Source organism: Pseudomonas sp. FSO-7 (assembly GCF_059579345.1).
On record NZ_CM184193.1, the window covers coordinates 2,842,609 to 2,860,179 of the forward strand.

General features: G+C 63.2%; 18 protein-coding genes. 15 read left to right on the plus strand and 3 right to left on the minus strand.

From position 1 onward, the window contains the following. The first annotated feature begins 206 nt into the window (after positions 1-206). The 10 genes from AC515T_RS12470 (at position 207) to AC515T_RS12515 (ending at position 10,612) form a co-directional block, all read left to right on the plus strand. Positions 207-1,748, plus strand: a complete 1,542-nt coding sequence (locus AC515T_RS12470) for an acetolactate synthase large subunit (protein ID WP_496532720.1) — start codon at positions 207-209, stop codon at positions 1,746-1,748. A 10-nt stretch (positions 1,749-1,758) separates the two neighbouring features. Next, the gene (locus AC515T_RS12475) at positions 1,759-3,249 is read left to right on the plus strand and encodes an aldehyde dehydrogenase family protein (protein WP_496532721.1); all 1,491 of its coding nucleotides are present in this window, start codon (positions 1,759-1,761) and stop codon (positions 3,247-3,249) included. Positions 3,250-3,275: 26 nt separating this feature from the next. Further along, the gene (locus AC515T_RS12480; protein WP_092445563.1) at positions 3,276-4,070 is read left to right on the plus strand and encodes an SDR family NAD(P)-dependent oxidoreductase; all 795 of its coding nucleotides are present in this window, start codon (positions 3,276-3,278) and stop codon (positions 4,068-4,070) included. Positions 4,071-4,082: 12 nt separating this feature from the next. After that, complete coding sequence (locus tag AC515T_RS12485; RefSeq protein ID WP_496532722.1) at positions 4,083-5,123, plus strand: VPS10 domain-containing protein; 1,041 nt, start codon at positions 4,083-4,085, stop codon at positions 5,121-5,123. A gap of 11 nt (positions 5,124-5,134) precedes the next feature. After that, positions 5,135-5,584, plus strand: a complete 450-nt coding sequence (locus AC515T_RS12490; RefSeq protein ID WP_109753211.1) for a VOC family protein — start codon at positions 5,135-5,137, stop codon at positions 5,582-5,584. A 14-nt stretch (positions 5,585-5,598) separates the two neighbouring features. Then, positions 5,599-6,201, plus strand: a complete 603-nt coding sequence (locus AC515T_RS12495) for an amino acid synthesis family protein (protein WP_496532723.1) — start codon at positions 5,599-5,601, stop codon at positions 6,199-6,201. 26 nt (positions 6,202-6,227) lie between these two features. Beyond that, on the plus strand, positions 6,228-7,091 hold the full coding sequence (locus AC515T_RS12500) for an alpha/beta fold hydrolase (RefSeq protein WP_496532724.1): 864 nt from the start codon (positions 6,228-6,230) through the stop codon (positions 7,089-7,091). Positions 7,092-7,093: 2 nt separating this feature from the next. Next, positions 7,094-8,701 (plus strand): bifunctional 3-(3-hydroxy-phenyl)propionate/3-hydroxycinnamic acid hydroxylase, encoded by a 1,608-nt coding sequence (locus tag AC515T_RS12505; RefSeq protein WP_496532725.1) that lies wholly within the window; start codon positions 7,094-7,096, stop codon positions 8,699-8,701. Next, positions 8,698-9,480 (plus strand): 2-keto-4-pentenoate hydratase, encoded by a 783-nt coding sequence (locus tag AC515T_RS12510; RefSeq protein ID WP_496532726.1) that lies wholly within the window; start codon positions 8,698-8,700, stop codon positions 9,478-9,480. Before AC515T_RS12505 ends, AC515T_RS12510 begins: the two co-directional genes overlap by 4 nt. Positions 9,481-9,670: 190 nt before the next feature. Beyond that, positions 9,671-10,612 carry a helix-turn-helix domain-containing protein gene (locus tag AC515T_RS12515; protein ID WP_496532727.1) on the plus strand — a complete coding sequence of 314 codons (942 nt, stop codon included), beginning with the start codon at positions 9,671-9,673 and terminating at the stop codon, positions 10,610-10,612. 94 nt (positions 10,613-10,706) lie between these two features. Here the strand turns inward: AC515T_RS12515 and AC515T_RS12520 are convergent, their stop codons facing one another. Beyond that, positions 10,707-10,841, minus strand: a complete 135-nt coding sequence (locus tag AC515T_RS12520; protein WP_496532728.1) for a hypothetical protein — start codon at positions 10,839-10,841, stop codon at positions 10,707-10,709. On the opposite strand from AC515T_RS12520, the gene AC515T_RS12525 reads away from it, so the two are divergent. The 5 genes from AC515T_RS12525 to AC515T_RS12545 all read left to right on the plus strand — a co-directional run bounded on the left by AC515T_RS12525 (position 10,840) and on the right by AC515T_RS12545 (position 15,641). Then, the gene (locus AC515T_RS12525) at positions 10,840-11,508 is read left to right on the plus strand and encodes a GntR family transcriptional regulator (protein WP_496532729.1); all 669 of its coding nucleotides are present in this window, start codon (positions 10,840-10,842) and stop codon (positions 11,506-11,508) included. The genes AC515T_RS12520 and AC515T_RS12525 overlap by 2 nt on opposite strands. A gap of 80 nt (positions 11,509-11,588) precedes the next feature. Continuing rightward, the gene (locus AC515T_RS12530; RefSeq protein ID WP_496532730.1) at positions 11,589-12,395 is read left to right on the plus strand and encodes an ABC transporter substrate-binding protein; all 807 of its coding nucleotides are present in this window, start codon (positions 11,589-11,591) and stop codon (positions 12,393-12,395) included. A 12-nt stretch (positions 12,396-12,407) separates the two neighbouring features. Further along, on the plus strand, positions 12,408-13,184 hold the full coding sequence (locus tag AC515T_RS12535) for an amino acid ABC transporter permease (RefSeq protein ID WP_024616527.1): 777 nt from the start codon (positions 12,408-12,410) through the stop codon (positions 13,182-13,184). 2 nt (positions 13,185-13,186) lie between these two features. After that, complete coding sequence (locus AC515T_RS12540) at positions 13,187-13,966, plus strand: amino acid ABC transporter ATP-binding protein (protein WP_496532731.1); 780 nt, start codon at positions 13,187-13,189, stop codon at positions 13,964-13,966. A gap of 64 nt (positions 13,967-14,030) precedes the next feature. Continuing rightward, on the plus strand, positions 14,031-15,641 hold the full coding sequence (locus tag AC515T_RS12545; RefSeq protein ID WP_496532732.1) for a gamma-glutamyltransferase family protein: 1,611 nt from the start codon (positions 14,031-14,033) through the stop codon (positions 15,639-15,641). Between the two features lie 8 nt (positions 15,642-15,649). Here the strand turns inward: AC515T_RS12545 and AC515T_RS12550 are convergent, their stop codons facing one another. Together AC515T_RS12550 and AC515T_RS12555 are read right to left on the minus strand one after the other, a co-directional pair. After that, entirely contained in the window at positions 15,650-16,666 is a 1,017-nt protein-coding gene (locus tag AC515T_RS12550; protein ID WP_496532733.1) for an NADP-dependent oxidoreductase, read from the minus strand. Between the two features lie 99 nt (positions 16,667-16,765). Beyond that, complete coding sequence (locus AC515T_RS12555; protein ID WP_496532734.1) at positions 16,766-17,554, minus strand: SDR family NAD(P)-dependent oxidoreductase; 789 nt, start codon at positions 17,552-17,554, stop codon at positions 16,766-16,768. Between the last annotated feature and the right edge of the window lie 17 nt (positions 17,555-17,571).

Below are 17,571 nucleotides of genomic sequence, written 5' to 3' on the forward strand. Positions count from 1 at the left end.
GATGAAAAGCCCGCGGGCTCGCTCAGGAGCGCGTTGCCACGGTAACTCAATGCTTGAGAAATACAAACTTATTCATGGGCATTTTATCTCTAAAAATCTGCACTAATCTCAAAATATGATTTTAATGCAGAAAAATAGCTTGTTTTGTCGATTCTGCTGTGTGATAAATCTCAGCCACTGCAAACGCTCGATGAAGAGGGCTGGAAATGAATGGTGCGCAACTGATAGTGAAGGCGGCGGTGGCAAGCGGTATCGAATACTGCTTCGCCAATCCCGGAACGACTGAAATTCCCCTGGTGGCAGCCATGGCCAGCGCGCCAGCCCTCAAGCCGGTGTTGTCCTTGTTCGAAGGGGTATGCACCGGTGCGGCGGACGGCTACGGCCGGATTGCCGGCAAGCCGGCGATGACCCTGACGCACCTCGGCCCAGGCTTTGCCAATGGCATTGCCAACCTGCACAACGCACGTCGCGCCAACACCCCGATCGTCAACGTGATCGGCGATCACGCGTCCTGGCACGTCAATTACGATCCACCGTTGGCCAGTGACATCCAGGCGTTGGCCGGCAGCGTTTCCAAATGGGTGCGCACCTCGCGCACCGCATCGGGCGTCGGGGAAGATATCCAAGAGGCGGTGCGTGCCGCCTGGCAAGCCAACGGCCAGATCGCCAGCCTGATTCTGCCGATGGACCTGCAAGCCAACACCGTGCAGCACGAGAAAGCCTTCACGGCATTGCAGGCGCCGGTTCGGCGTTTTGCCGGTGACCGCATCGAGACGGTCGCCCAGGCATTGCGCGAGGGTCGACGCCTGGTGTTTATCGTCGGTGACCAAGGTTTGTCCGTCGCCGGCCTGGAAGCGGCGGGGCGCCTGGCGCAACTGCCGGGCGTGCGCCTGTTCGCCGAAACCTTTCCGCGCATGAGTTATCGCGGCGGTGGCCTGCCTGACCTGGATCGCCTGCCTTACTTCCCCGAAGTGGCCATCGAGATCCTTGACCAATACGACGCGGTGGTCTGCGCGGGCGTCCCCGAGCCCATCAGCTACTTCGGCTACGAAGGCATTGCCTCCCGGCTGGCAGAGCGTGAACGCCTGCTGTGCCTGGCTGAGGTGGGGGACGACGTTGCCGGTGCGCTCACTGCGCTGGCCGATGCCCTTGAAGCGCCGGCTTACGTGCCCACGCCAACCGGTATCGAGCTGCCGCCCGGCGAAGCCACGTTGACGCCGCAATCGGTGGGCCAGGTGCTGGCCGCGTCGTTGCCGGATGACTGCATCGTGTCGGTGGAAGGCGGGACATGCGGCTATCCGTTCTTCACCGCCTCGGCCCATGCCGCACGGCATCGGGTGTTGACCAACACCGGTGGGGCCATCGGCCAGGGCATCCCGGTGGGCTTCGGCGCCGCCATGGCCGAGCGTGGCAACAAGGTGTTCTGCCTGCAATCGGACGGCAGTGCCCAGTACACGATCCAGACCTTGTGGAGCATTGCCCGGGAGCAACTGCCGGTGGTGATCCTGATCGCCGCCAACCACCGCTACGCCATCCTGCAGAACGAACTGCGCCGCTTCGGCATGACCGAGCTGGGCCCCGAGGCCCTGAGCCTGACGGTACTGGACCGCCCACGCATCGATTGGAAGGCCCTGGCCAAGGGCTACGGCTTGCCGGCCAGCACCGTACACACCAATGGTGAGCTGCACCGCGCCCTGGCCAACGCCAAGGCCGACGGCGGTCCTTGCCTGATTGAAATGGCGCTGTGAAGGAGCGGATATGAATCAGATTCAATTGTTACCTGAGGTCGAGAAGTTCCTGTCGCAACCCGGGCGCCTGTTTATCGGTGGCACCTGGCAGGACGCCGCCAATGGTCGCCGGTTTGCCGTGGAAAACCCGGCCACTGAGCGCACCCTGGCTGAAGTCGCCGAAGGCGGTGAACGCGACGTGGATGCCGCCGTCGCTGCCGCCAGCGCGGCCTTTACGGGGACTTGGGCGCAGCAGTCGCCGGCCCAGCGTGGATTGCTGCTGTTTCGCCTGGCGGAATTGCTCGACCAGCACCGCGAAGAGCTGGCGCAACTGATCACCCTGGAAAACGGTAAGCCGATCGCCACGGCCCGAGGCGAAGCGGCCAGCGCGGCCAACATCATTCGGTACTTCGCCGGTTGGCCGACCAAGATCGAAGGCAGCACGCTGCCGGTGTCGCCCTCCAGCGGCGCGCCGATGCTCAACTACACCTTGCGCGAGCCGGTGGGCGTCTGCGCCTTGATCGTGCCGTGGAACTTCCCGCTGACCATGTGCGTGTGGAAGCTCGGCCCGGTGCTGGCGACCGGCTGTGTCGCGGTGCTCAAGCCCGCCGAGCAGACACCCCTGGTTGCCATTCGCCTGGTGCAATTGATCGAGGCCGCCGGTTTCCCGACCGGGGTGGTCAACCTGCTGACTGGCCTGGGTGCGCAGACCGGCGCACCGCTGGCCCAGCACCCGGACGTGGACAAGATCGCCTTCACCGGCTCGACCCAGGTGGGCCGGCTGATCGCCCAGGCGGCCACCGGCAACATGAAGAAGGTCTCCCTGGAGCTGGGTGGCAAGTCCCCCAACATCATCCTGCCGGACGCCGATATCGTCCGGGCCGCCAAAGGCGCCGCCGATGGCATTTTCTACAACCAGGGCCAGGTCTGCACCGCCGGATCGCGTCTGTACGTGCACGCCAGCGTCCTCGACCAGGTGCTTGAAGAACTCCAGCGCCACGCAGCCGCCCATGTATTGGGGCCAGGCCTGGATCCGGCCAACAGCATGGGCCCGCTGGTCTCGGCCCGGCAATTGGGCACGGTGCGTGGCTACCTGCAACGGGGCCAGGAAGAAGGCGCCGAACTGATTTGCGGCGGTGACCGGCCGGCCCACCTGGAGCGCGGCCACTTCATCCGCCCCAGCGTGTTTCTCGACCGTGCCGAGCGCGCCTGTGTCGCCCGGGAAGAAATCTTCGGCCCGGTGCTGACCGTCATGAGCTGGACCGAAATCGATGAACTGGTGCTGCGCGCCAACGACTCGCCTTACGGCCTGGCGGCCGGGCTCTGGACCCGCGACTTGCGCTCCGCCCATCGCGTGGCGGCGCAGTTGAAGGCCGGCTCGGTGTGGATCAACTGCTGGAACGTCGTCGACCCGGCCTCGCCCTTTGGCGGCTACAAGCAATCGGGCTGGGGTCGGGAAATGAGTAAGAACGTGATCGATGCCTACACCGAAACCAAAAGTGTCTTCGTCGATCTGGCCTGAGCCGAATAATCACAAGAGGAACTGCTATGGATCTGGAATTGCAAGGCCGCGTGGCGATCGTCACCGGCGGTGGTATGGGCATCGGCAAGGAAGTCGCGCGCTTTTTGTCCCAGGAAGGTTGCAAGGTGGTGATCTGCGCGCGGCGCATGGAGTTTCTCCAGCAAGCCGCCGAGGAAATCACCGCTGAGACCGGTAACGAGGTGTTGCCGCTGTTCTGTGACACCAACCAGATGTCGGCGGTGTCCGACATGGTCGAGGCGGCCCACAAGCACTTTGGCCGCATCGACATCCTGGTCAACGGCGCCGCGGCACCGTCCGGTGTGGTGCGCAACGACATCGAACATGCCGGCGACGACGAATTGCTCTCGGACCTCAACACCAAGGTGATCGGCTATTTCCGTTGCGCCAAGGCGGTGACCCCGCACATGAAGGCCGGCGGCTTCGGTCGCATCATCAACATCGGTGGCCTGACCGGCCGTGGCAGCAAGGTGCTCTCGGGCATGCGCAACCTGGCCATCGCCCACATGACCAAGACCCTCTCCGACCAACTCGGCCCTTCCGGCATCACGGTCAACCTGATCCACCCCGGCGTGGTCGACACCCCGCACATCCAGGAGCTGTACGAGCGCGAAGGGGTCAAGCAGGGCAAGACGCCCGAGCAGGTGGAGCAGGGCTACATCGACGCGACGCCAATCCGCCGCACCCTGGCGCCTATCGAGATGGGCTGGCTGATCGGTTTCCTCGCATCGCCCAAGGCCGGTGCCGTGACCGGGGAATCCATTGGCATCGACGGCGGCTTGACCCGTGGCATCTTCATTTGAGGAGCAGCAGTGATGAGTAACGGAACCCTTTTGGTCGCCACCGTAGGGCAAGCGGTGATCCGCAGCGCCGACGATGGCCGTACCTGGCATCGCCTGGGCCTGGGCCAGGACCTGGAATTCGATGCGATCACCCGATCCCTGAGTGTCCACCCGGGTACACCGGAGGTGATTTACGCCGGCACCGACGTCGGCCTGTGCATCAGCCATGACACCGGCGGCCATTGGCAGCGGGTGGATTCGCCATTCAATGGGCAGACCGTCTGGAAAGTGGCCGTGGACCCACACAATGCTCAGCGCATTTTCGTCGGCACCGGTGCGCCTTCGCGCGCCGTGCTGTGGCGCACCCTCGACGGTGGCCAGAGCTGGGATCGTGCCCCCGTGGAGATCCCGGAATTCTGCGACGGCGTCAGTCGTCCGCGCTTGCTGGCGTTCGCCTACGACCCGACAGATCGCAACCAGCTCTGGTTCGGCCTGGAGGAGGGGGGACTGTTCCACAGCCGTGACGGTGGCGACAGCTGGACCCGCGTCGATGACCGCCTGCTGTGGGACTACAACTCGGACGTGCACAACATCGTGGTCCTGCCCAACCATGGGCAGAAGGTCATTGTTGTGGTGTGCGTCAACGCCGTGTACCGCAGCCTCGACGAGGGGCAGACCTGGACCGGCATCGTCGCCCGGGAAACCTTCGGCCTGTATTACGTGCGCGCCATGAATGCCGCATTGGGCAGCGAAAATACGCTCTACCTGAGCATCTCCGACTGCACCCCCGGCACGACCAGCAAGGTGCTGGTCTCCCGGGATGCCGCCGTCAGTTGGGAAGTGCTGCCGCTGCCGCAACAACCCAATTCCTGTGTCTGGGCGATTGCCTTGAATCCTGCCGACCCTCGCCAGATCGTCGCCGGTACCAAGTACGGGCATCTGTTCACCTCCGAGAATGGCGGTGACGGCTGGCAGAAGCAGTGGCGTGAATTCAGTGAAATCGCTGATGTGCTCTGGACGCCCGCCGTGGCGCAAATCAAGTCCGGGCATCAATCCATCATCAAGAAGAACTGAGGGATCGCGCGATGAAAGTCGAAGTCGTTCGTACTCACCTGTCGTTGTTCGTGAGCGACCCTGAAGTGTCGGCACGTTGGTACGCCGACGTGCTGGGCATGCATGAAAGCGCCCGGGGTGAAAGCTGGATCATGATGGCGTTTGGTGCCAAGCATCACGACATCGCGTTGCTCCGCGCGGAACCCGGGGCCCACCAGGGCGGCCTGGGGTTGCAGCACTACGGGCTGGAGATCGCGGGCGACATGACCACCCTGCGCAAGCTCTACGGCATGTTGCTGAAAAAGGGCGTTGAGGTGGTGAAGATCACCGACCACGAGATCGGCAACGGCGTGTATTTCAACGACCCCGATGGCAATCGCATGGAATTTTTCCTCGAGTCCGAACACGACGACGCGCGGGGAAAGGCCCGCTTCAAGGCCGCTGGGGCCCCCAGCCGGCATTTCGATCTCGACCCACTTTGAATGAGACTTTTCTTATGAAAACCGCGAATTTCGCCAGTTACCACATCCGCAAATGGTACAGCTTCGTCGAGGAAACCCTGGCCAACGAGACCGGCCAGTTGGCCGATGGTGAACCGCTGTTCAAATACGCCATTGGCGCGGTGATCGCCAACCCTTACGCCGGCCGTTTCAGCGAAAGCCTGGCCGAGCTGGTAGAGCCATCACCCTTGCTGGGCAAGGAGTTTGGTCGGCGCATCCAGGCCTTGGCCGGCGAACGTGAGATTGTCAGCTACGGCAAGGCGTGCCTGGTGGGCAGCCAGGGCGAGTATGAGCACGGCAATGCGTTGCTGACCAATCCGGCGGCGGATCCGATCCGTGTCGCGCTGGGCGGCGGCAAGTCCTGGGTGCCATCCACCGGCAAGCGCGGCGGGCCTGGGGTGACCATCGATGTGCCGCTGGCCCACAAGGACGCGCTGTATGTCCGTTCCCATTACGACAGCATTTCCCTGTCGTTCGGCGACGGTCCCTCGGCCGACGAGTTGATCATCATTTGGGCCTTCGCCACGCGCGGGCGTTTGCATGCACGTCTGGGTGGTCTCCAGGCCGCTGACGTCAAGGGCAATGACGGCCTGTATTGAGGTGCGCTGACGTGGGAAGCCAACGAATGTCTGCAAACAGCCAGTTCTTCACCAATCGTTCGGGAATGCGCCTGCACTATTTGTTGTGGGGCAATGCCTCAGGCATTCCCGTGCTGCTGTTGCATGGGCTGCGGGCCTATGCCCAGACCTGGGCGTCGCTGGCCAATGCTCTGGGCGAGCAATTCTGTTGCCATGCCCTGGACCAGCGCGGCCGTGGCGACAGCGACTGGGCAGAGGCTTCCAGCTACCGGACCGAGGCCTATGTCAGCGACCTGGAAGATTGGGTCGCGCACCTGGGGCTGGAGCGTTTCGTCCTGGTGGGGCATTCCCTCGGCGGCACCAATGCGCTGGAATATGCCCGGCTCAACCCTGGACGACTGCAAGCCCTGGTGGTCGAAGACATCGGTCCCGGCTCGTCGATCAGCGGCGACGGTGCCGAGCGCATCCGTCGCGAGATGAGCCAGACGCCCCTGTCGTTTCCCGACTGGGAAAGTGCCGCGCAATTCTGGCGCCGGTCACGTCCTGGTCTGTCCGCCCAGGGGCTGGCATCGAGGTTGGCCCATTCGATGAAGGAAACACCGGCAGGCATCGGCTGGCGCCATGATCAGGCCGGGATTGCCCAGGCGCGCCTGAGCATTACCCCGACCGATCTGTGGCCGGCGGTCCGGGCGCTGGATTGCCCGACGCTGTTCATCCGGGGCGCGCGTTCCGACTTTCTGCCCCCGGCGACCCTGGAGGCGATGAAGGCGGCCAATCCGCGGGTGCGCACAGCGCAAATCGCCGACGCCAGCCATTATGTCCATGACGACCAGGAGGACACGTTCAACCGTGTCGTCATGGACTACTTGCACGACCAATGCCTACAACCACAACAACAAAGCGGTGAATAGCGATGAAGCAGGAGAAAACCCAGGTTGTCATCGTGGGCGGCGGCCCGAACGGGATCACGGCCGCTCATTACATGGGGCTGTACGGTATCGACTGCATCGTCCTCGAATTGGCTGACGGCGTCTTGCCGTATCCCCGTGCGGTGGGCATGGATGACGAGGCACTGCGAGTGTTGCAGGGCATCGGCATCGCTGAGCTGGCCGCGCGCGATATGATCTGCAACGTGCCCCTGCGTTACTACAATGCGCGAGGCGTCTGTTTTGCCGAGGTCAAGCCGAGCACGGCGAACTATGGCTGGCCGATGCGCAACATCTTCATGCAACAGTTGCTTGAAACGACGTTGCGCGAGCAGTTGGGCAAGCACGCCAGTGTCGAGTTGCGCCAGGGCCACGAAATGCTCGACCTGGAGCAGGATGCCGAGGGCGTGACCTTGCAGGTGCGCGATGCCCGGGGCGAGCTGTATCAATTGCAGGCGCAGTACGTGATCGGCGCCGATGGCGGACGTTCCAGCGTGCGCAAGAAACTCGGCATCGAACTGCTGGGGCTGACCCATCCGCGCAAATGGGTGGTGATCGACACGGCCAACGACACCCTGGATGCACCGTATACCGCCTTGCATGCCGACCCTCAGCGACCTTTCGTCTGCATCTATCTGCCGTATCAGCAACGGCGCTGGGAATTCATGCTCCTGGAGGGCGAAGACGAGACCCGGATGTGCGAAGAGGCGACGATCCGGGACTTGATTCGTGGGCATATCGGCGATGCGGTCGATCAACTGGAAATCATCCGGATTCGCGCCTACACCCATAACTCCCGGGTCGCGGCGCGCTTTGTCCAAGGTCGGGTGGCATTGGTGGGGGACGCGGCGCATATTTCCCCGCCCTGGGCCGGGCAGGGGCTCAACTCGGGCTTGCGTGATGTCGCCAACGTTGCCTGGAAGCTCGCCGCGATTCTCCAGGGGCGGGCGTCGCCGGCGATTCTGGCCAGTTACGACCAGGAGCGCCGTGGGCATGCGACCGATCTCATCGCGCTGGCCGACAACATGGGCGCTGTCCTTGGCCTGACCAACCCGTTGATGGCCGGCGTGCGGGACTGGCTGTTCCAGGCCGTCAACAGCGTCGACAACCTGCGTTCGCACTTGCTGGAATTCAAGTTCAAACCCAAGGCGACCATCACCAAAGGCCTGGTGTATCACGAGCGCGCCGAGCTGCATGAGGATGATCTGGTCGGACAGTTGTTCATCCAACCGCCCATCGAAGATGCCCAAGGCCAGCGCCGACGCCTGGACGAGGTGCTGGGGCATTCCTATGCGGTGCTGGGGTATCGGGTCAACCCGAGTGAACAGCTCAGCGAACAAACCGCCGCCTGGTGGGCACGCTGGGAGACGCGCTTCATCCAGATCAATCGCTCGCGCAGTGGCGTGGGGCGCAACCAACCCTTGTCTGCCAGCGGGGCCATTTGCATAGAAGACGTCGATAACCGCTTGGGCGAATGGTTTGCCAAGGTACGTGACTGCGTCGTGGTGGTGCGGCCAGACCGGTTCGTTGCCGCGATCACCACACCCGAGCGGCTCGACGGCGTGTTGCGCAAACTGGCGGAGCAACTCTCATGAGCCGCGAAGATCATCTCCTGGTCCGGCTTCACGATGCCGCGCAGGCCGTACACGCCTTGCCTTCATTGGAGCCGGAGGCCGTCGACCTGCCGACGGGTTACACCTTGCAGCGCGAGGCGCTGCGTCGGCGCCAGGCCGGTGGTGAGCGGTTGAGCGGATGGAAAGTGGCCTTCGCCGGCCGCGCCGCCCAGGACCGTTTCGGTATCGATGAGCCGGTATTGGGCGCACTGACCGATGCCATGGCCGTGGAACCCGGCCGTGGGGTGTCCCTTGCACGGCTGATCCAGCCGAAGTTGGAAATCGAGCTGGCGTTTGTCCTGGGGCGTACGCTGGTGCCTGGGTTTTACAGCGACGAGGACATCCTCGCCGCCATCTCCGAGGTCGCGCCGGCGTTCGAGATCGCCGATTGTCGCTGGCAGGGCTGGCGTTTCGGCGTCGGTGCGTTTCTTGCCGACAATGCCGCGGCGGGGCTGTATTGCCTGGGGCCGCGGGTACGTTTCCAGGCCGATCAGTTGCCTCAAGTGAGCTATCGGCTGGAGTGCGACGGGGTGGCGTGCGGCGAAGGGAATGTCCTGGCGCGCGAGGACACGCCGGTGGCGAACCTGTGCTGGCTGGTGCGGCGCTTGCTGGCCGACGGGCAGTGCGTTGAAGCGGGTCAGGTGGTGCTATCCGGGTCTTTATTGGCGCCCCTGGACATCAAGGCCGCCGAGTACCGGTTGTACATGCTTGGCATGGAACTGGCTTTGGTTTTCCAGGCGGATGGAGACGATCGACAGTAAGAACTGTTTACTCAAGTGAAATGATGCACTCGTGGCGAGGGAGCTTGCTCCCGCTTGACCGGGCTGGCGCTCCAGTGCGAAGCGCTCACCAGAATGGGCTGCTGCGCAGCCCAGCGGGAGCAAGCTCCCTCGCCACGGCTTGCATAACCGTATCAGGCAATAAGCGCAGGGCCACCGAGGAACAATGATCATGTTCGCCGAAGTCCGTACCTTCAATGATCCTCAGCAACACGCCGGTTCGATCCTGGGCTGGCAACAGGTCTATGACCAGCTCGGGCGTGGATGCCTGTCCAGCGAGCTGCGCCAGGTGTGCGCCGAGCGTTTCCAGATCTTCCAGGAGGTGCTGGACAAACGGGTGGTGCAGCGCGGTTGCGCGCCAAAAGGGCGCTTGTGCATTGCCATGTCGCTGGGCGGTGCGCCGGTGGTCCAGGGGCACCAGGTGGGCGCCCACAGCGTCGTGTTGTTGCGCGACGGCGAAGACTTCGTTTTGCACGCCCCGGAAGGCACGCACTTCTTCGCGGCCAACGTCGACACGGTGCGGTTCGCCAAGCTGGCGGCCTACGAACTGTCGAGCGAACAGCTCAAGCGCTTGAAAAGCGTGTCCCAGGTCAGCGTGGATGAGGTGGTGCTGCGCCGGGTGCAACAAAGGATTCACCCACTGTTTCGTCACCTTTTGGAACAGGCGGATGCCGTCAATCCCGCCTCGGAAAAAATTCTCGAAGACGTTCTGCTCAACGCCTTTCTCGACCTGTTCAGCCACGCCTCGGACGAGGTGCGTGGCCGGCGCGGCAACTTCGCCGTCAGTGCCTACCTGGTCAAGCGTTGCCAGGAGTTGGCCGTGGCCAGCGCCGAGGTGCCCTTGAGCATCCTCGACTTGTGCGAGCAATTGCGGGTCAGCCGCAGAACCTTGCAGAACAGTTTCCAGGCGGTCACCGGGATGCGTCCGGTGGAGTACCTGCGCAACCTGCGGCTCAATGCCGTGCGCCGCCGGCTGATCACGACCCGTGCGGCCGCGCTGAACGTCAGTGAGATCGCCGTGGCCATGGGGTTTTTTCACCTGAGTCATTTTGCGGTCCATTACCGGTCGCTGTTTGGCGAGTCACCCTCGGATACGCCCAGGGCACCGGCATGATGAGCAGTCGTTAGCGGTGTTACCGAAGCGCCATCTTGCACCCCTAAAAGGCAGCCTCTGAGCTATTTGGTAGCAAACCTGCGCGACGCAGGTCTTAAGGCTGGCTGTCATTTTTCTCAGTAAATTCCTTAAAATCAATCGCTTGCACGATAGCGCGCGAGGTTGGCACGCATTCTGCTTTTTTGAATCCATGGATAATTGGATACAAAAATGCAGAAGGTGCTGCCATGCAATTTGCTCCGACGTACGCTGAACGCCCGCCCATGACCGCCGAGGAGGAGGCCTACAACTTCCTGCTCGATGCCATTTGTGGCGGTCGGTTACGCAAGGGCGACCGGCTGATTGCCGAGGACATTGCCAACGAGATCGGCATGAGCCGGATGCCGGTGCGCGAGGCCTTTCGCCGTCTGGACGCCCAGGGCCTGGTAACCCTGCGGCCCAATCGCGGGGCGGTTGTCAGCGGCCTGGACATCGATGAGTTGCACGAAGTCTTCGAAATGCGCAGTGCCCTGGAAGGCCTGGCGGTCCGTGTCGCGACCGCACGAATTGGCGAACGCCAACTGGCCGCCCTGGAGCGCTTGCTGGACGAGATGGACGATTACCGCGAGGAAAGCGCCGAGTGGGTCAGCCGCCATCGCGCCTTCCATGAATACCTGTGCAGCCTCAGCGGTCGCCCGCGCTTGCTCAAGCAGATCAGCGCGCTTTACTCCCTGATCGAAGCGCCCATGCGCCTATGGCTGCAGCACGTGGAAAAGCCCCTGAGTGCGCTTCAGGAGCACATGTTGATCCTCGATGCCCTGCGTGCCGGCGATGCCGGGAAGGCCGAGGCGGTGGTGCGTGCGCACATCGAAGGCACCGTTCCTGAATTGATCGAGTTCCTGCAATCGAAAAAATAACGAGAGCAGGAGTCACTAAATCCTGCCCGTGTTTTGACTTTGAGTACTGCCCGTTACTTACTGAACTGGAGTGTCTGGTCATGCATAAGCCTCGCCTGTTGGTTGCCGCTTTATCCTTGGGTTTCTGTGCGCAGTGGGCGGTTGCCGCGCCCGTTGTCCCGGAGCGTTTGCTCAAGGTCGATAAACTCGTCTACTGCTCAGGCATGGATTCGCCGCCGCTGGTGGCCTTCGATGAGGCGCAGAAACCCAAGGGATTGACCGTGGACCTGGGGCTGGAAATCGCCAAGCGCCTGGGCGACAAGCAGGTGGAGTGGCGGGTCATTCCCTTTTCCGGGTTGCTTCCCGCGTTGTTGGCCCGACAGTGCGACATGATCGTCGACCAGCTGTTTGACAAGCCCGAGCGCCGCGAGGTGATCGACATCGTCAACTACATGTATTCCAGCCAGGCGGTAGTGGTGCCCAAGGGCAATCCGAAGGCCCTCAAGACATTGCCGGATCTCTCCGGGCACAAGGTCGCAGTGCTCAACGGTTCCACCATCAAGACCCTGCTCGACGCCGAGAACGCAACCCTGGCCAAGGCCGGCAAGCCGCCGATGAAACTGGTGGTCTACAACACCGACACCGATGCCTTCCAGGCCCTGCGCATCAGCCAGGTCGACGCCTACGGCACCACCGTGGAAACCGCCGGTTACTACGCCACCATGGCCCCCGACCTGTTCGAGGAAGGCGTGCCGGCCTTCAGCCGGATTCTCACCGGCCTGGGCATTCGCAAGGACGATCCGCAACTGACCGCCGCCGTGCAGCAGGTGATCGACGCTATGCGCAGCGATGGCAGCTACAGCCAGTTGCTTGGCAAATGGCATGTCGCCAGTGACACACTTGATTGAGGTGAACCATCGATGAATTTCAATTGGGATGTGTTCTGGCAGTACCTGCTGCAGCCCAGTGGGGTCTACCTCACCGGGCTCTGGCTGACCTGCCTGATCAGTGTGCTGGCGATGCTGCTGGGCTGTGCCCTCGGGCTGGCTGCCGCGCTGTTGCGGTTGTCGAGCAACCCCTTGCTGCATTTGCCGGTGCGCTTTTACGTGTGGCTGATGCGCGGCACGCCGCTGCTGGTGCAGATCGTCTTTCTCTACACCGCCCTGGCCGCCGGCGGGATTTTCCGCTTCGAAGACATCGACCTGTTCGGCCTGGTGATCCCCGGCAATATCCAGGCGGCGATCATTGCCCTGGGGCTCAACGAGGGCGCTTACATGGCCGAGATCATCCGCGCCGGCATCGGCGCGGTGGACAAGGGCCAATACGAGGCCGGACGTTCCCTGGGCATGACCTTCGCCAAACTGATGCGCCGCATTGTCCTGCCCCAGGCGTTCCGGGTCATCGTTCCGCCGCTGGGCAACGAGTTCAACGTGATGCTCAAGAACACCACGCTGGTCAGCGTGATCGGCGTCCAGGAACTGTTGCTCAGTACCCAGATGGTCACGTCAGCGACGTTCCGGGTGTTCGAGCTGTACCTGGTGGTGGCGATCTACTTCCTGTTGTTGACCACGCTGTGGGGCTTCTTCCAGCGCTGGCTGGAGGCTCGTTTCGGCCAGTCGGACCGGCCCTCGTCACCACCGCCGGCGTCGACGCGGATGTTCGGTCGCAGCACCCTGAACCTGCTGAGGGCACGTTAACCATGGCGCATAAAAGCGAAGAGCTGATCATCGAGGCGTTGGACGTTCACAAGTCCTTCGGCGAGCTGCAGATTCTCAAGGGCATCTCCCTGCAAGTGCGGCGCGGCGAAGTGGTGGTATTGATCGGTGCCTCGGGCTCCGGCAAGACCACCTTCATCCGTTGCATCAATCTGCTGGAGGACATCCAGGGCGGACGCATCCGCGTCAATGGCCGGGCCATGGGCTATCGCGAGCGGGCCGATGGCAGCCTGGTGCGTGAGTCGGAGCGCAACATCGCCCGGCAGCGGCGGGACATCGGCATGGTGTTCCAGCGCTTCAACCTGTTCCCTCACATGACCGCCCTGGAGAACATCATCGAGGCGCCCATCCAGGTGCTCGGCGTGCCGCGCGCCGTGGCACTGGAACAGGCCCGCGGTTTGCTGGAGCGGGTCGGCCTGTCGGACAAGGCCGATCACTACCCCTCGATGCTCTCCGGTGGCCAGCAACAACGGGTGGCGATTGCCCGAGCCCTGGCGATGAAACCCCAGGCCATGCTGTTCGACGAACCCACCAGCGCCCTCGACCCGGAGACCGTCGGTGAGGTGTTGCAAGTGATGAAAGAGCTGGCCGAGGAGGGGATGACCATGGTCGTGGTGACTCATGAAATGGGCTTCGCCCGGGAAGTGGCCGACCGTGTGGTGGTCCTGGATCAGGGCGAGCTCATCGAGCAAGGGCCGCCAGAGCAGATCTTCTGCCACCCCATTCACCCGCGTACCCGGGCTTTTCTCAGCCGGGTGCTATGACCGCTGCAAGGTCGTCTATTCCCTGAGTCCGGTCAATCGATTCATGTATTGAAGAGCCTTTGCCATGCTGACATTTTCTGCCCACGAATACCCTTATCCATCGCAACGCCAGAGCGTCTTCGCCCGTCGGGGCATGGTCGCCGCGTCCCAGCCCCTGGCGGCCCAGGCGGGCATCGAGATCATGCAAAAAGGCGGCAATGCCATCGACGCCGCCATCGCCACGGCAGCAGCGCTGACGGTGGTGGAGCCCACGGGCTGCGGCATCGGCGGTGACGCCTTCGCCCTGGTCTGGTGCAAGGGCCAGTTGCACGGCCTCAACGGCAACGGCCACGCACCGGCCGCCCTGAGCATCGAGGCGGTCAAGGCCGCCGGCCATGGGCAAATGCCGATCTATGGCTGGACACCGGTGACCGTCCCGGGCTGCCCATCGGCCTGGGCCGAGTTGTCGCAGCGCTTTGGCAAGCTGCCTTTTGCCGAGCTGCTGCAACCGGCCATCAGTCTGGCCCGGGACGGCTTTGCGCTGTCGCCGGTGGTTGCCCATCAATGGCAGATCGCGGTGAACGAGTTCACGCCCCATCGCGATGCCGTCCTGGAGGCCTGGTTCGATACCTTTCTGATCGAGGGCCGGGCGCCACGGGCCGGGGAGATTTTCCGCAACCCGGCCCAGGCACGCACGCTTCAGGAACTGGCCGACACCGGCTGCGAAAGCCTCTATCGCGGCGCATTGGCCGAGCGCCTGGACGCCCATTCCCGGGCCAGCGGCGGCTACCTGCGCGCCTCGGACCTCAGGGACTATCGCGCCCAGTGGGTGGACCCCATCCACGTCAATTACCGAGGTGTGGATGTCTGGGAAATCCCGCCGAGCGGGCAGGGCCTGGTGGCCTTGATGGCGTTAAAGATTTTGGAAGGTTTCGACTTCGATCAGCGTGACAGCCAACAAACCTGGCATCGCCAACTGGAGGCGATGAAGTTGGCCTACAGCGACGGCCTGCACTACATCACCGACCCCCTGCACATGCGCGTGGCGGTGGCTGACCTGCTCAGCGATGACTACAGCGCCCGTCGGCGCGGGCAGATCGGCGAACAGGCCCAACCGCCCAGACCCGGCGACCCCCACGCCAGCGGCACGGTGTACCTGGCGACCGCGGATGGCGAGGGCAACATGGTCTCGTTCATCCAGAGCAACTACCACGGGTTCGGCTCCGGCGTGGTGCTGCCCGACAGCGGTATCGCCCTGCAGAATCGCGGGCAGGAGTTCAGTCTCGATCCAACCCATGCCAACTGCCTGGCCCCGGGCAAGAAAACCTTTCACACCATCATTCCCGGGTTCCTGACCCGTAATGGCGAGGCCCTCGGCCCCTTCGGCGTGATGGGCGGCTACATGCAGCCCCAGGGGCATGTGCAGATGGTCATGAACCTGGTGGATTTCGGCCTGAACCCGCAAGCGGCCCTGGACGCACCGCGTTGGCAATGGCTGGGGGACATGAAAGTCGGGATCGAGCACGGCGCTTCACGGGACCTGGTCAATGCCCTGGCACGGCGGGGCCATGCAGTCCAGGTCGCCAGCGACCTGACCGACTATGGCCGTGGCCAGATCATCCTGCGTGACCCGGTCAGCGGTGTGCTGTGCGGCGGGACCGAACCCCGGGCGGATTCCCACATTGCCGTGTGGTGATGACTGGCTCACTCATCGGCCATTCCTGAGTGAACCTTGATGACGACCTTGCCCTTGGACCGTCCCTGTTCGACGTAGTCCAGGGCCTCAGCCGTCGCGTCGAAGGGGAAGGATCGGTCGACCACCGGCTTGAGGCTGCCGGACTCGACGAGCTCGGCGATCTCACGCAGTTGCGGACCACTGGCGCCCATGAACACGAAGGCGTAGCTCACACCTTTTCGGCGAGCCTTGCGGCGTATACCGCTACTCAATAGGCCCGTGATCAGTCTCAGCGGCCACGAAAACCCCTGGGCCTGGGCGAACTGCGGGGTGGGTGGGCCCGAGATGGAAATGAGCTGGCCACCGGGTTTGAGGATCTTCAGCGACTTCTCCAGTTCATCGGCGCCCAGGCTGTTCAACACGACGTCATAGTCCTGCAGAACGCTTGAGAAATCCTGTTGTTTGTAATCGATGACTACGTCCGCTCCCAGCGCTTTGACCCAGGGCACATTGGCGGTGCTGGTGGTGGTCGCAACGAAGGCGCCGAGGTGTTTGGCAAGCTGGATGGCGAGGGTGCCCACGCCACCGGAACCGGCCTGGATGAACACCTTTTGCCCTTTCTTCAACTGGGCGGTTTCAACCAGTACCTGCCAGGCTGTCAGGGCGACCAAGGGCAGGGCGGCGGCCTCTTCCATGCTGGTGTTTGCGGGTTTCAGGGCCAGGGCGTTTTCGTTCACTGCAATTTGCTCGGCGAAGGTGCCGATGTGCCCATCCGGGGCGCGGGCATAGACTTCATCCCCCGGTTTGAAATGCTGGACACGGGATCCCACCCGCATCACGACCCCGGCCACGTCATGCCCCAATGCCAAGGGAAACGAGTAGGGCAGGATCAGTTTGAATTCGCCTTTGCGGATCTTTGAGTCCAGGACGTTGACGCTGGCGGCGTGCACGCGGACCAGAACGTCGTGGTCAGCCACTTCAGGGGCCGGTACCTCGCCGATCCGTCCACTGTGCTTGCCGTAGCGGTCGATTAAAAATGCCTTCATGGTGCTTTGCTCTCATAAGGGATACAGCGGACTGATCACCCGGTCAGGCATCGATAAATGCCGGCGCTTTCCTTGGCGCCGGCGCCCGCTGAACGACGATCACGCCAGGTCTTGATAGCGCTCGGCAACATGGGACTGCTTGATTTGCCCGAGCAGGCCCTGGCGTGCCGCCTGCAAGGCATCCCAGCGTGCCTCTTCCTGCAAGGGCGGGATGGTCACCGGCTCGCGGCGATCAAAACCGACCAGCGCGGCGTCGACCAGGTCACCGACTTCCATGACTTCGCTCAGGGTGTTGATATCGATGCCCGCGCGCTCCCAGATCTCGGTACGGGTGGCCGCTGGCAGGACGGCTTGAACGTAGACGCCTTTAGGCGACAATTCCAGGCTGAGGCCCTGGGAGAGAAACAACACGAACGCCTTGGTCGCGCCATAGACCGACATGCCGAATTCCGGTGCCAGGCCGACCACGGAACCGATGTTGATGATCGCGCCGTCGCCCGCTTTGACCAGGCGTGGGGCGATGGCGCTGGCCAGCCGGACCAGTGCGGTGGTGTTGAGCGACACGAGGTGCGCGACGCTGTCGGTCGACTGCTCGATGAAGCTGCCGGACTGGGCGGCGCCAGCGTTGTTGACCAGGATGCCGATGCTGGCGTCGTCCCGCAGGCGGGTTTCGACGGTCGTCAGGTCACCGATTTGGGTCAGGTCGGCCTGGAGAATGTCGACGGCAACGTGGTGTTCGCTGCGCAGCTTGGCGGCCAGGGCTTGCAGGCGCGTGCCGTCGCGGGCCACCAGGACGAGGCTGTGTCCACGTTGCGCAAAGCGCTGGGCATAGACCGCGCCGATGCCGGTGGAAGCGCCAGTGATGAGAACGGTTGTGCGAGTGTCCATGTATGATTCTCTTCTTC

Bases quoted from the DNA above. Each gene is read 5' to 3' on its own strand.
- AC515T_RS12470 (WP_496532720.1), top strand. From the start codon at position 207: ATGAATGGTGCGCAACTGATAGTGAAGGCGGCGGTGGCAAGCGGTATC.
- AC515T_RS12475 (WP_496532721.1), top strand. From the start codon at position 1,759: ATGAATCAGATTCAATTGTTACCTGAGGTCGAGAAGTTCCTGTCGCAA.
- AC515T_RS12480 (WP_092445563.1), top strand. From the start codon at position 3,276: ATGGATCTGGAATTGCAAGGCCGCGTGGCGATCGTCACCGGCGGTGGT.
- AC515T_RS12485 (WP_496532722.1), top strand. From the start codon at position 4,083: ATGAGTAACGGAACCCTTTTGGTCGCCACCGTAGGGCAAGCGGTGATC.
- AC515T_RS12490 (WP_109753211.1), top strand. From the start codon at position 5,135: ATGAAAGTCGAAGTCGTTCGTACTCACCTGTCGTTGTTCGTGAGCGAC.
- AC515T_RS12495 (WP_496532723.1), top strand. From the start codon at position 5,599: ATGAAAACCGCGAATTTCGCCAGTTACCACATCCGCAAATGGTACAGC.
- AC515T_RS12500 (WP_496532724.1), top strand. From the start codon at position 6,228: ATGTCTGCAAACAGCCAGTTCTTCACCAATCGTTCGGGAATGCGCCTG.
- AC515T_RS12505 (WP_496532725.1), top strand. From the start codon at position 7,094: ATGAAGCAGGAGAAAACCCAGGTTGTCATCGTGGGCGGCGGCCCGAAC.
- AC515T_RS12510 (WP_496532726.1), top strand. From the start codon at position 8,698: ATGAGCCGCGAAGATCATCTCCTGGTCCGGCTTCACGATGCCGCGCAG.
- AC515T_RS12515 (WP_496532727.1), top strand. From the start codon at position 9,671: ATGTTCGCCGAAGTCCGTACCTTCAATGATCCTCAGCAACACGCCGGT.
- AC515T_RS12525 (WP_496532729.1), top strand. From the start codon at position 10,840: ATGCAATTTGCTCCGACGTACGCTGAACGCCCGCCCATGACCGCCGAG.
- AC515T_RS12520 (WP_496532728.1), bottom strand. From the start codon at position 10,841: ATGGCAGCACCTTCTGCATTTTTGTATCCAATTATCCATGGATTCAAA.
- AC515T_RS12530 (WP_496532730.1), top strand. From the start codon at position 11,589: ATGCATAAGCCTCGCCTGTTGGTTGCCGCTTTATCCTTGGGTTTCTGT.
- AC515T_RS12535 (WP_024616527.1), top strand. From the start codon at position 12,408: ATGAATTTCAATTGGGATGTGTTCTGGCAGTACCTGCTGCAGCCCAGT.
- AC515T_RS12540 (WP_496532731.1), top strand. From the start codon at position 13,187: ATGGCGCATAAAAGCGAAGAGCTGATCATCGAGGCGTTGGACGTTCAC.
- AC515T_RS12545 (WP_496532732.1), top strand. From the start codon at position 14,031: ATGCTGACATTTTCTGCCCACGAATACCCTTATCCATCGCAACGCCAG.
- AC515T_RS12550 (WP_496532733.1), bottom strand. From the start codon at position 16,666: ATGAAGGCATTTTTAATCGACCGCTACGGCAAGCACAGTGGACGGATC.
- AC515T_RS12555 (WP_496532734.1), bottom strand. From the start codon at position 17,554: ATGGACACTCGCACAACCGTTCTCATCACTGGCGCTTCCACCGGCATC.